We start from the raw sequence: 12,488 nt of genomic DNA, 5'->3' as shown, positions 1-12,488 counted from the left end.
TCATTACTAATTTAACAAATCTGACTCCAACGTAAAATGAGATTGAACATAGCTTTTTAATGGTTGAAAATCTGGTTCATTCCATCGTTTATTTTGTACTATATCTGTTGCATCATTTCTTGCTGTTTCTAGTGCACGATAATCATGAACCAAATCTGCTAAACGAAATTCAGGAACCCCACTTTGTTTCACTCCAAATATATCCCCAGGTCCTCGCAATTCTAAATCCTTTTCTGCTAACTCAAATCCATCAGTGGTTTCCGTCATAATTCGCATTCTCTCTTTACCTGTATCTCCTTTAGGATCTGCTACTAGGATACAATAGCTTTGTTTATGCCCACGGCCAACACGCCCTCTTAACTGGTGTAATTGCGATAGTCCAAATCGGTCTGCATCATGAATCATCATAACGGTCGCATTGGGTACATTTACCCCTACTTCTACCACTGTTGTGGATACGAGAATCTGAATGCGATTATGAGTAAAATCATTCATTACCTGCTCTTTTTCTTCATTGCTTAACCGTCCATGCATTAACCCAACAGATGCCTTCTGATCCAATATTTCTTTTAATTGGACATATAGATCAAGCGCATTTTGTATATCGAGCTTATCGGATTCTTCAATTAATGGACAGACCACATATGCCTGTGCACCTTTTTTTACCTCATTATAAATAAAGGAAAGTACCCGGTTTAGCATATTGTGTTTGACCCAGTATGTTTCTACTGGTAGTCTTCCTTTTGGCATCTCATCAATTTTAGAAACGTCCATATCTCCAAAAGCCGTGATGGATAGGGTTCTCGGAATTGGGGTTGCTGTCATAAACAGAATATCTGTTAGTAGCCCTTTATCTTTGAGTGCATTTCGTTGATTAACACCAAAGCGGTGTTGCTCGTCAATAATGACATAACCTAGATCATGAAATTGAATATCATCTTGTATTAAAGCATGTGTACCAATGATGACATCACAAGCTCCATTTGAAAGTTTTGCTTGTATTTCCTTTCTTTTTTTGCCTTTAATGGAGCCTGTAAGTCGTTCTATGTTTACATCCTTTGGTAAAAAATCTATTAATGATTGTTCATGTTGCTCTGCTAAAATTTCTGTCGGAACCATAAATGCCACCTGCTTTCCAGCAGTGATTGTAGCATAGAGACTAATAATAGCGATCGCAGTTTTTCCAGAACCAACATCTCCCTGTAACAGTCGATTCATACGATATGGGGATTTCAAATCATGAAGAATTTCCTTTAAACTGCGGGTTTGTGCATTGGTTAACGGAAAAGGTAATGTATGAATAAATTGCTCCACCTTGTCTCGATCAATTGTTTTGGCATTACCTAATGTCGACTCTTTATGCTTCTTCCTTAGCAATTGCATTTTTAGCTGAAATATTAATAATTCTTCATAAATAAATCTTCTCTTGGCATGCTTCAATAATTTGAAGTTTTCTGGAAAATGAATCGTTCTTAATGCGGTTTGCCGATCAGGTAAACGATAATTTGCTAAAAATTCTTCCGGTAATAGTTCATCTATTTCTTGAATGGATTGCTCTAATGCGTTGCTCATCACTTTTACAATTTGAGCATTTTTCAAGTTTCCCTTTAGTGGATATATGGGCGAAATGGGGCTTTGTTCGTCCATTGTTCCCTTTTTATATTGGTCAATTGTAATTTGTAACCGATGCTGATCCCATTTTCCGCTAACTGTTACGGTTTCCCCTACGACAAAATGCTTTTTAGCGAATGCCCGGTTAAACAAAACACCTTTGACAACTGCACCATCTACTTTTATCGATACTACAAGCCTTGATTTTTTTTTCTGATAAAACTGTAATACCGGCTCTAGGATAACTTGTCCAACAATGGTTACCTTTTCTTCATGCTGTAATTCATGCAATGGCTTCATTTCGTAATGGTCATAGCGGTTTGGGAAATAATAAAATAAATCCTCAATAGATGAGATCCTTAATTCTAGGAATTGCTCTAACATTTTAGGTCCTATTCCTTTTATATCTTGTAATGATGGATTAGCCAATTCTCTCACACTTTCTTTTGTTCACATCTGCCAACAATTAGTTACCTTATGTAATTGAATGGTTATGGTATTTTATTTAAGTTCACATTAGTGAATAAAGCCCTATCCATAAAGATAGAGCATTAGTTGTAGCTATTTTTTCACATTGCTTAGTCTTGAGTAATAGAAGCCTCTCTTATTCGATCGAAAAAATATAAGAATAAATCGGTTGATTTCCTTTGTGCACTTCTATTTCAATATCTTCATATTTCTCTTCTAAGAAACGAACCATTTCCTCTTCTTCATCACTTGAGGCATCTTCACCACTTAATATAGTAATGATTTCATCTTCCTCTTCATCGACGATTTCACTTAATAATTGCTTTATAACTTCCATTTGATTTGGATTGGTTGCAACGATTTTACCATCTGCAAGCCCCATAAAATGGCCGTTCTCAATTGTCATCCCATCAATCTGAGTATCTCGCACTGCATAAGTAATTTGTCCTGTTTTGACATCTTTACTTGCAGCTACCATTTGTTGTTTGTTTTCTTCTAATGTTGTGTCTGGATTAAACACAAGTAATGCAGACATTCCCTGTGGTATTGTTTTGGTTGGAACTACCTCAACTTCAGCATCCACAATTTCTGCTGCTTGCTCGGCTGCCATCACAATATTTTTATTGTTTGGTAATATAATCACCTTTTCCGCATTCGCTTTTTCTACTGCGTTGGCAATATCTTTGGTGCTTGGATTCATGGTTTGTCCACCTTGGATAACAATCGTTGCACCAAGACTTTTGAGTAATTCATTAAGCCCATCGCCCATTGCGACGGTGACAATTGCAAAATCCTGCTTTTGTTTTGGCTTAAGGTTATTTTTTTCGGTGATTTTTGAATGTTGTTCCCTCATGTTTTCAACCTTTAAGTTGATAAAGCTTCCGAAGCGTTGACCAAGATTGAAGACATCCCCTGGATACTCTGCATGAATATGAACCTTAACAATCTCATCGTCAGACACTACTAATAATGAGTCACCATGTTGGCTTAGTTCTTCTCTGAATTTTGTTTCATCGTATGGATGCTCTTTCAGTTTATCTTCTTCAAAACGAACCATAAACTCTGTACAATAGCCATACTGAATGTCGTCGGTTTCCATGAAATCCTGAGCTTGTTTATGGTGTTCAGCATGAACTAAATCTTCTAGATCCATTGTGTCGTCAATATTATGTTCAGGTAATTCTTCTCCTTTTAGTGCAGCAAGAAAGCCTTCATAGATTACTACTAAACCTTGTCCACCACTATCCACCACCCCTACTTCCTTTAAGACTGGCAATAAATCTGGTGTTCGTTTTAAGGATGCTTTTGCCGCTGCTACAACCTTCTCTGTAAATAAGATAATATCAGACTCGGAATCTGCGAGCTTCTTTGCTTCATTTGCCGTATCTTTAGCCACCGTAAGAATTGTACCTTCTACAGGCTTCATCACTGCTTTATAAGCGGTATTAACACCACTTTCTAAGCCTGAAACAAAACCTGCTATATCTAGCTCTTTTTTTCCTTCAATTCCTTTTGCAAATCCTCTAAACAATTGTGATAAAATGACTCCAGAATTACCTCTTGCACCCATTAAGAGCCCTTTTGCAAATGCATTCGCAATATCTGATACATTTTGCTCATTTGCTTGCTTTACTTCATTCGCACCAGACGTGATCGAAAGATTCATATTTGTCCCCGTATCGCCATCCGGAACAGGGAATACATTTAGTGCGTCAATTTTATCAGCATTATTAGATAAATGATGAGCTCCTGTTAGTACCATCCTTGCAAAGGTAGCTCCATTAATTGTAGTATTCGTCACTTCCTAGTTCCTCCCTCAAACCATATCAAAAAATATTGATATTTTGATATCCCTCTAATTCTTGTTTTCATCTATTTTAATCTTGGCTTACCCGTACGCCTTGAATATAAATATTGATCGAATCTATATTCAAGCCAAGAGTCTTTTCTAATTTATATTTCACTTGTGATTGCACATTATGAGCCACCTCTGAAATTTTGGTGCCATAACTTACTATGATATACATATCAATATGAATATCATTCACTTGTTGTCTTACTACGACTCCTTTTGCAAAGTTCTCTTTCCGTAAAATTTCCGCAATACCATCTCTTAATTGGTTTTTAGATGCCATGCCTACAATGCCATAGCATTCTACTGCCGCTCCACCTGCTACTGTCGCAATTACTTCGTTTGTAATGGTTACATGACCATCCTTCGTTTTTATTTCAATAGACATAACTCAACCTCCTAGTATTCAAATATAGACCTTTTCGCCAAGTAACCACTGTAGTTACTGACATCCAAACTTCTAGGAACCTTCTCTTGTGGATCCGTTAAATTTCTACGAACAATAGAAGGAATGATTCTCGATTAGACACTTTTATCATCTAAGTTTATTATATAACAAATGGATAGAATGTAAAAAAGTTTATCACAGCTATTACCATATGAAAGCTTATCCATTATAGAATGGCGGAAAAATGAAATTCTGTCAAGCCTCTACGCCTTAATCCACTGCGTGAAAATATACTTACTAAAACTTTTCCAATTGAGAAAAACTTAGAAGAATAATTGCAAATATGAACGATCTATGATAAATTATATAAGTATGTACAGAGTTAGTGTAAGCTAGGAGGGAACAATGATGGGACGTAAATGTGTAGTAACTGGTCGCAAAACGACTTCAGGAAATCAACGTTCACATGCGATGAACGCAAATAAGCGTAAATGGAAAGCAAACGTACAAAAAGTTAGAATAATGGTTGACGGAAAACCAAAACGCGTATATGTTTCTGCTAGAGCTCTTAAATCTGGCAAAGTAGAGCGTGTCTAATAATATGTTTGTTAAAGAAAAGGCCCCTTCATGTAAGGAGCCTTTTCTTTTTTACTTTTTATTGCCCGAACCAAGTATTGCTCTTAGGAAACCACCTAAAAACTTAGGTAGTTTAATTGTATAAAATTTCATTCTACCCCTCCCCGCCTTTTGAAAAGCACATTTCTATACTCTTTTTATAGCTTATGATGGTTGACGGAAAGAATTGCATCCTAGTACAATTTTCCATCATGTTTCTTTAGCTTTTCAATGGATCCACACTCTTTATCATTATTAATATGCCATCAGTAAAAGAAAAAGTACCTTGCTCGTCAATTATTTGATTAGAAATACATAATGTCGAGCCCCATTCAATTGTTATCTTATCAAGCGGGTAATAAAATCCTTTTAAGGTTAGGTTTTTTACCATTTGGGAAAATGGAATAAATGAAATATATTGTCCTGGATGAACATTTTTAATATGGTATTTGCCAGATTTATAAAGTGATAATTGATTCTGATGATCTACGATTTCGCCAAAGACATTTCGTTTCATTAACCGATAAAGTAAATGAATATTAGCTAATTCGTGATCCAATCTTCCACCTGTAACACCAAATAACTGAATAGAGTCAGGCTCTTGCTCTAGAGCTAACCGAATAGCAAGCTCTAGGTCGGTCTCGTCCTTTTCTGTAGGGTATAGAACGAATCTAGGAGTAGCAGCTTTAATTAATTCTTTGTCGTGAACCGAAACCGAATCAAAGTCTCCTACAGCCATATGGATGTCAATCCCTGCGTCTAACAAATATTTTGCACCTAAATCAGCTCCAATCCAAAAATCAATTTGGTGTTGGAAAGCTAGAAGATTCGCAAGTAATTCCTTTGGTCCGCCAGCCACTATACCTATTCTCATTTTGACAACCTTCCAATTTGTGTTCTATTTATCCCCATCAGTGGGAAAATACTACTGATGGTAGTCTCACTTTAAGCATTTCTTAATATATTCATTGCTTTTTGACGGTCTTCTTTGTTAAATATGGCACTGCCAGCCACTAGTACATCAACACCTGCTTCTTTACATTGTTTCACTGTGTTCTCATTAACCCCGCCATCGACTTCAATCTCAAATGATAAATCGAAATCTTCTCGCCAACTAACGGCTTGCTTCACTTTATCTAATACTTCTGGAATAAACAATTGACCGCCAAACCCTGGATTCACTGTCATAAATAATACTAAATCCACATATTTCAAAATTGGTTTAATGCTTTCAACAGGAGTGGCTGGGTTAATCACAACACCCGCTTTTTTCCCCGTCTCCTTGATTAGGTGAATTGTGCGATGAAGATGTCTACATGCTTCCACGTGCACGGTAATTATATCTGCTCCCGCCCCAGCAAATTGCGGGATATACCTATCCGGATTTTCAATCATTAAATGAACATCTAGTACGGTAGAGGTTATTGGTCTTATAGATGAAACAACTAAAGGACCAATTGTAATATTTGGAACAAAATGACCATCCATTACATCTATGTGAATATAATCCGCTCCGCCATTAACTACATCCTCAATCTCTTCTCTTAATATGGAAAAATCAGCTGATAGGATTGATGGTGCAAGTTTTACTGTCATATTAATACCTCGGCTTTCTCTGCTTTATTTCTTCAATAAAATGTAAATAATTTTCATATCGTTCTGCTAGTATTTCTTTATGTTCAACTGCTGTCTTTACTGCACAACCTGGTTCTTTTATATGCATACAGCCCCGAAATTTACATGTGTCTCGTCGTTCGACAAACTCTGGAAAACAATTCGGTAAGCTTTCTAATTCTAATTCGGCAAAATCTAATGCGCTAAAACCTGGTGTATCGGCAATTAGGCCATTTTGAAATGGTATTAATTCTACATGTCTTGTCGTATGTTTTCCTCTACCTAGGCTTTCTGATATTTCATTTGTTTCTAGTTCAAGCCCAGGAATCAGTGCATTAAGTAAGGAGGTCTTTCCCACTCCAGACTGCCCAGCAAAGACAGAAATTCTTTGCTCAAGAAAGCTAGAGACTTGTTCCACTAGATCTTGATCTTCTTTCGATAAAAAGCGAATGGTATAGCCAATATCCTGGTAATATTGCAATTTAGATTGCAAGGATTGAGCTTCACTTTTTTCAAGCAAATCCATTTTTGTGAAGAATAGTATTGGCTGAATATGTTTTGATTCAACCATTACTAAAAACTTATCTAACAAGTTCAAGCTTAGATTAGGCTCTTTAGCCGAGGACAATACGATCGCTTGATCAACATTCGCAATTGGTGGACGAACTAATTCATTTTTTCGGTCATCAATTGCTGTAATATATCCTTCTTGTTCTCCACTCTCTTCAAATTCTACGGAGTCTCCTACTAATGGTGTGATTTTCCTTTTACGAAAAACCCCTCTGCCTCTACAACGAAACACTTTGCCATTATAATCAACATAATAGAAACCACTCAATGCCTTTATTATTCTGCCTTTTGCCATTTACTCACCCTTTACATCTTCATAGCTTATTGTCTTTTCAATTAATAGTTCATCATCTCGCAATACTTTGTAGGAAGCTTCTTCAGCTTCGGCTATGGTTAAATCAATCTTAAAAGTAGTATCCTCTGTAATCATTTCCACTTCCTGATATAACTCTTGAATGGAATGATTAACATCGCCTACATAAATGCTAACAGATTGGGCTTCATTTTTATCAGGATCCTTCGTATATGGGACAGTAAAGGATTCGGTATGGGTAACTTGTTTTGGCTGTTCTGGCCCCTTAGAAACAGTAATTGTAATTTCTTGGCCTTTAACAACTTCCTCATTAGCAGCTGGATTTTGATCAATTACTTGCCCTTCTTCTACTTCATCGTGATATTCTTCAACAATTTTCGGCTTCAAATCATTACTAGTTAAATACTCCTCTGCTTCACTGACAGTCATTCCTGCTAATCTATTTAAACGAAATGTTTCCTGACCTTTACTTACTTCAAAAATAACCTTTGTATTACTTGGGACAACCTTATCACCTGGTGATGGTTGATGCTGAGATATGATCTTCCCTACAGGCTGATCAGAAAAAACCTCGTATGAAATCACATCTTGATAGCCAGCATCCAACAAACTTTTCTCTACACTCTCGTACTCTTCCCCAATATAATCTTCAAATTCCACTGTATCAGGACCTGTACTCACGTATACTGTAATATCTTTTCCTTCCTTCACCGTAGAATTGGCAGCAGGATATGTTTCGATAACATGATTCTCTTCTATTTCTTCGTGTGCCTCTGTTTCTTTGTTTACTTTTAACTGTAAGCTTTCTAATTCTTCCAATGCTTCTTGATAGCTTTGACCAGATACGTCTGGGATTTTCACATCCTTCGGTTCAAATAAACTTGGAAGTACAAATAGAGCTAATAGAATCGCGCCACATAATATCACTAAAAGACTTGTTACCCAAATTATAGACTTTTTTCTTTTCTTCTTTTTCTTTTCTTTTTTGGGCTTTTCCTTCTTACTAGTTTTAGAATCTGCTTTAACAATCGTTTCATCATCGGCGGCACTTAGTTCTGTGTATGTGTCCTCTTTTAAAATGGGAATGGCCTTTGTAGTCCCATCTTCCTCATTATTAGGAGGTTCAAACCTCGGTTCATGAAGCTTTTCGGGATCTAATGCATGGATAACAGCATTTTCCATATCCATTGCCGATTGATAGCGATATAGCGGATCCTTCGTGGTCGCTTTCAGCATAATATTTTCAACAGATTGTGGAATATTTGCCTTCCATTCACGTATAGAGGGCAAATCCTTCTGCAAATGCTTTAATGCGATGGAGACAGCAGATTGCCCTGAAAACGGAAGCGTTCCAGTAATCATTTCAAACATTACAATACCAAGGGAGTAAATATCTGACTTAACATTAGCCTTTCCTCCACGAGCTTGTTCAGGAGATAAGTAATGGATCGACCCGAGAACAGAATTGGTTTGAGTTAATGCTGTGGCGCTAAGTGCAACAGCTATTCCAAAGTCCGTCACTTTAACTTGACCATATTGATCGATCAACATATTTTGGGGTTTTATATCTCTATGTATAATACCATTATCATGGGCATGTCCAATAGCGGATGAAATTTGAGCCATAATATCCAGTACTTCTTCTAGCTCAATTGGTGCGTGTAATTGAATATATTGTTTTAATGTCATCCCATCAATATATTCCATTACCATATAATAGATTTGATCTTCTTCCCCAATGTCATAGATACTCACAATATTTGGATGAGATAAGCTTGTTGCAGCTTGTGCCTCCCGATGAAACCTTTTAATAAATTCATCATCATTTGCATATTCTAATCTTAATACTTTAATAGCCACTTCACGATCCAAAATTAAGTCGTTTCCTAGATAAACATTGGCCATACCACCACCGCCTACCAGTTTTTTTACTTGGTAGCGGTCGTTTAAAGTTCTCCCCTCTAACATTCAGAATCACCAACTTCTTCTTGCTGCTCGATAAGCGCGAGGGTAATATTATCCTCTCCACCACGTTGATTGGCCAATTGAATTAATTCATCAATTAATTGTTGTGAGCCTTTCTGTAACAATTTTTGATAAAGCTCATTATCGTCTATTTTATTTGTGAGCCCATCTGTACACAGTAATAGCTTGGACCCTTCTTCCCATGTTGTAGAATAAACATCTGGTTCTACATCTTTTTCCGTGCCAAGGGCCTTTAAAATAACATTTTTACGAGGATGAACCTGTGCATCTTCCTCTGAGAGTTGGCCAGTTCTCACTAGTTCACCCACTAAGGAATGGTCTGCTGTAATCTGCTTGTAGTCTTCCTTGTCTAGTAAGTAAGCTCTACTATCCCCGATATGAGCAACACTAATAAATGTTTGATGGCATATAGCTGCTACAATCGTTGTTCCCATCCCTTTGTATTTATCTTCCTGCTGTGATTGTTCATATACGGTATTATTTGCTTTAGATACAGCGGATTGTAACCACACCTCAGCGCTTTCCTTGTTGCTTACACGCGGTTCCTTATTTTCCCACATTCGTACTACACTTTCAATCGCTAATTGACTCGCTACATCTCCAGCCTGATGGCCTCCCATCCCGTCTGCCACTAGTGCCAATATGTGATCCGTATCTTCCAGAACAGATACTGCATCCTCATTAATTTCTCTAATCTTTCCTTTATCTGATCGAAAATAATATTTCATCCATTTACACCTCTTTACAAGGATTTCATCATTTCACACTATCTTTCTTTGTAAGTCTTGTAATAAAAAAACCATCACTATTTAAATCTTGAGGAAATAGTTGAATACCAAACTCAGTAAGACCTTGGCTATTTCTAAGGCCAATAGGTAACTCTTCAAAAAATAAGGGGTCTACTATAAACCGTTGGTTCTCATTCAAGAATCGCTTAATCACTAACTCATTTTCTTCTTTATTCACTGTACATGTACTATAGATTAATTTCCCATCCTTTTTCAATAATAGGGCTACGCTTTCTAATATCTCTTGTTGAATGGATACCAATTTTTTAATATCTGCCTCTTCTTTATTATATTTGATATCAGGTTTACTACGTAATACACCTAAACCAGAGCATGGGGCATCAATTAGAATTCGATCAAATGTAGCTTTTTCGTGCACCTGATCAAGTTTTCGTGCATCCGCCTGGCCTGTTTGGATACAAGTAAGTCCCAATTGTTCCGCTTTTTTCTTTACAAGCTTTGCCTTCTTTTCATGCAAATCATAAGCGAAAACAGTCCCTTTGTCACGTATTTTCTCTGCAATATGGGTTGCTTTTCCACCAGGGGCACTACAGGCATCTAATATCGTCATGCCTTCCGAAAGGTCCATCATTTCCGCAACTAGCATGGAGCTTTCATCTTGAACGGTGAACAGGTGTTCATCAAAAGCAGGATGTTTTAAAACATTTCCCTGATCGATTAAAATGCCTTGTTCTGATATTTCTGAGGCTCTTACTTTCAAACCGTCCTCGTGCAATTGTTTGATAAGGTCTGTTCTTTTGACTTTTAATGGCTGTGTACGAATACTTATTTGTTTATGGGTTATATTTGTTTCACACATTGCTTTTGTTATGTCTATCCCATATTGCTTTATCCATCTATTTACTAACCAATTTGGATGACTTGTAGTGATGCTGATTCTTTTATCTTCCTTCTTAACTTCATTTAAATCTGGTAATCCATTTCGTTGAACAGAACGTAACACACCATTGACAAAATTAGCAATTCCTTTGTGGCCACGTTTTTTAGCGATTTCTACAGACTCGTGAATGATAGCATGATCAGGTATTTTCGTCAGATAATGCATTTGATAAATAGATAAATAGAGCAGCCATTTCACCCAATTATCCAGCTTTTTTTTCTTATTAACAAAGGAATTAAGGTAGTATTCAAGTGTCAATTTGTGTTGTAGGGTGCCATAAACAATTTCTGTTAATAGCGCACCATCTCGTGTATCCAAATCATATTTTTTCATGGCCTGATCAATGGTTAAATGACTATAACCGCCTTTTTCCCCTATTTTCAGTAATAAATCTAATGCTATTTTTCTTACCTGATCATTTTTCTTCATTCGCCTAATTTCTCCCCTACTTCAAGGTTATTCCCAACACCTCTTATAAAATCTGCTGCTGACATCTTTTTTTTGCCAGCTGGTTGAAGTGTCTTAATGATTATCCCTTTACTATCACCTGTTGCAACAACAATACCGTCCTCCGTTATATCGACAATCTCACCAGGATGTTGATTCGTTTGCTTTTCCGATTTTGTGGCATGGTAAATTTTTAGATTGTTTCCTCTCCATTTAGTGGAAGCTACGGGCCATGGGTGCAAGCCACGTATTTGATCAAAAATTTGCTGCATCGAATTTTCCCATTTAATTTTTTCTTGCTCTCTTGTAATGTTCGGAGCAAATGTCGCTAAAGCTTCCTCTTGCTTTATAGGTTCAATTTGTTCATTAAAAATTTTTGGAATCGTATCGGAAAGTAAGTCTGCTCCGATCACTGATAGTTTATCATGTAAACTTCCGACATCATCTTGTTCGGTGATCTTTACCTCTGATTGACTGATAATATCACCAGCATCTAATTTTTCTGCCATGTACATAATAGTAATACCTGTTTTTTGATGGCCATTTAATATGGCATAATGAATGGGAGCTCCACCTCTTAATTCTGGCAATAGTGAAGCATGAACATTGATACAGCCATATCTTGGTATGTCTAACAGCTCTTTAGGTAAGATTTGGCCAAATGCAGCGGTCACAATTAGATCTGGTTCTATTGCTTGTATTGGTTCGAAATTATCTTTTATTTTTTCTGGTTGAAATACAGGAATATTGTTTTTTTCTGCAGCAACCTTCACAGATGGTGGTGTCATCGTTTTTTTTCTACCTTTTGGTCGATCTGGTTGGGTGACAACTAATTCTACCAAATAACCATCTTCTAATATTCGCTCTAATACGGGAACTGCGAAATCTGGTGTTCCCATAAAGATAACCTTTTTCATTCTTACCAACCCCATTTT

At 36.8% G+C, this 12,488-nt stretch carries 12 protein-coding genes; 1 reads left to right on the top strand and 11 read right to left on the bottom strand.

All coding sequences use genetic code 11. From position 1 onward, the window contains the following. Positions 1 to 6: 6 nt before the first annotated feature. The 3 genes from recG to ACZ5R4_RS01285 form a co-directional block, all read right to left on the bottom strand. On the bottom strand, positions 7 to 2,049 hold the full coding sequence (gene recG, locus ACZ5R4_RS01295) for an ATP-dependent DNA helicase RecG (protein WP_464367986.1): 2,043 nt from the start codon (positions 2,047 to 2,049) through the stop codon (positions 7 to 9). Between the two features lie 166 nt (positions 2,050 to 2,215). Then, positions 2,216 to 3,880, bottom strand: coding sequence for a DAK2 domain-containing protein (locus ACZ5R4_RS01290; protein WP_181397508.1), 1,665 nt, complete (start codon positions 3,878 to 3,880; stop codon positions 2,216 to 2,218). 76 nt (positions 3,881 to 3,956) lie between these two features. Then, a complete protein-coding gene (locus ACZ5R4_RS01285) occupies positions 3,957 to 4,319 on the bottom strand; it encodes an Asp23/Gls24 family envelope stress response protein (RefSeq protein ID WP_054859520.1) in 363 nt (120 codons plus the stop codon). Between the two features lie 408 nt (positions 4,320 to 4,727). Between ACZ5R4_RS01285 and rpmB the strand changes: the two genes are divergently transcribed. Beyond that, positions 4,728 to 4,916, top strand: a complete 189-nt coding sequence (gene rpmB / locus ACZ5R4_RS01280) for a 50S ribosomal protein L28 (RefSeq protein ID WP_054859521.1) — start codon at positions 4,728 to 4,730, stop codon at positions 4,914 to 4,916. Between the two features lie 51 nt (positions 4,917 to 4,967). Here rpmB and spoVM read toward each other — a convergent pair whose 3' ends face one another. From spoVM to fmt, 8 genes are all read right to left on the bottom strand, one after another. Beyond that, positions 4,968 to 5,048 (bottom strand): stage V sporulation protein SpoVM, encoded by an 81-nt coding sequence (gene spoVM / locus ACZ5R4_RS01275; RefSeq protein WP_054859522.1) that lies wholly within the window; start codon positions 5,046 to 5,048, stop codon positions 4,968 to 4,970. A 106-nt stretch (positions 5,049 to 5,154) separates the two neighbouring features. Continuing rightward, complete coding sequence (locus ACZ5R4_RS01270; protein ID WP_109984456.1) at positions 5,155 to 5,808, bottom strand: thiamine diphosphokinase; 654 nt, start codon at positions 5,806 to 5,808, stop codon at positions 5,155 to 5,157. A gap of 71 nt (positions 5,809 to 5,879) precedes the next feature. Then, positions 5,880 to 6,530: a ribulose-phosphate 3-epimerase gene (gene rpe / locus ACZ5R4_RS01265; RefSeq protein ID WP_464367985.1), complete on the bottom strand. Its 651-nt coding sequence runs from the start codon at positions 6,528 to 6,530 to the stop codon at positions 5,880 to 5,882. A gap of 1 nt (position 6,531) precedes the next feature. After that, positions 6,532 to 7,413, bottom strand: a complete 882-nt coding sequence (gene rsgA / locus ACZ5R4_RS01260) for a ribosome small subunit-dependent GTPase A (protein WP_109984458.1) — start codon at positions 7,411 to 7,413, stop codon at positions 6,532 to 6,534. Beyond that, the gene (pknB, locus tag ACZ5R4_RS01255; RefSeq protein ID WP_464367984.1) at positions 7,414 to 9,399 is read right to left on the bottom strand and encodes a Stk1 family PASTA domain-containing Ser/Thr kinase; all 1,986 of its coding nucleotides are present in this window, start codon (positions 9,397 to 9,399) and stop codon (positions 7,414 to 7,416) included. Next, positions 9,393 to 10,145 (bottom strand): Stp1/IreP family PP2C-type Ser/Thr phosphatase, encoded by a 753-nt coding sequence (locus ACZ5R4_RS01250; protein WP_054787586.1) that lies wholly within the window; start codon positions 10,143 to 10,145, stop codon positions 9,393 to 9,395. The genes pknB and ACZ5R4_RS01250 overlap by 7 nt, the downstream gene beginning before the upstream one ends. A gap of 28 nt (positions 10,146 to 10,173) precedes the next feature. After that, on the bottom strand, positions 10,174 to 11,535 hold the full coding sequence (rsmB, locus tag ACZ5R4_RS01245) for a 16S rRNA (cytosine(967)-C(5))-methyltransferase RsmB (protein ID WP_109984460.1): 1,362 nt from the start codon (positions 11,533 to 11,535) through the stop codon (positions 10,174 to 10,176). Further along, the gene (gene fmt / locus ACZ5R4_RS01240) at positions 11,532 to 12,470 is read right to left on the bottom strand and encodes a methionyl-tRNA formyltransferase (RefSeq protein WP_464367983.1); all 939 of its coding nucleotides are present in this window, start codon (positions 12,468 to 12,470) and stop codon (positions 11,532 to 11,534) included. Before fmt ends, rsmB begins: the two co-directional genes overlap by 4 nt. Positions 12,471 to 12,488 lie beyond the last annotated feature (18 nt).

This window comes from Gracilibacillus sp. JCM 18860 (assembly GCF_055395245.1).
Note: the sequence above shows the minus strand (reverse complement) of the source record. Positions and strands in the feature narration are given on the sequence as shown.

Excerpts from the sequence above, each read along its gene's own strand:
- rsgA (WP_109984458.1), bottom strand. The coding sequence starts at position 7,413 with ATGGCAAAAGGCAGAATAATAAAGGCATTGAGTGGTTTCTATTATGTT.
- ACZ5R4_RS01250 (WP_054787586.1), bottom strand. The coding sequence starts at position 10,145 with ATGAAATATTATTTTCGATCAGATAAAGGAAAGATTAGAGAAATTAAT.
- rsmB (WP_109984460.1), bottom strand. The coding sequence starts at position 11,535 with ATGAAGAAAAATGATCAGGTAAGAAAAATAGCATTAGATTTATTACTG.
- rpmB (WP_054859521.1), top strand. The coding sequence starts at position 4,728 with ATGGGACGTAAATGTGTAGTAACTGGTCGCAAAACGACTTCAGGAAAT.
- fmt (WP_464367983.1), bottom strand. The coding sequence starts at position 12,470 with ATGAAAAAGGTTATCTTTATGGGAACACCAGATTTCGCAGTTCCCGTA.
- pknB (WP_464367984.1), bottom strand. The coding sequence starts at position 9,399 with ATGTTAGAGGGGAGAACTTTAAACGACCGCTACCAAGTAAAAAAACTG.
- rpe (WP_464367985.1), bottom strand. The coding sequence starts at position 6,530 with ATGACAGTAAAACTTGCACCATCAATCCTATCAGCTGATTTTTCCATA.
- spoVM (WP_054859522.1), bottom strand. The coding sequence starts at position 5,048 with ATGAAATTTTATACAATTAAACTACCTAAGTTTTTAGGTGGTTTCCTA.
- ACZ5R4_RS01270 (WP_109984456.1), bottom strand. The coding sequence starts at position 5,808 with ATGAGAATAGGTATAGTGGCTGGCGGACCAAAGGAATTACTTGCGAAT.
- ACZ5R4_RS01285 (WP_054859520.1), bottom strand. The coding sequence starts at position 4,319 with ATGTCTATTGAAATAAAAACGAAGGATGGTCATGTAACCATTACAAAC.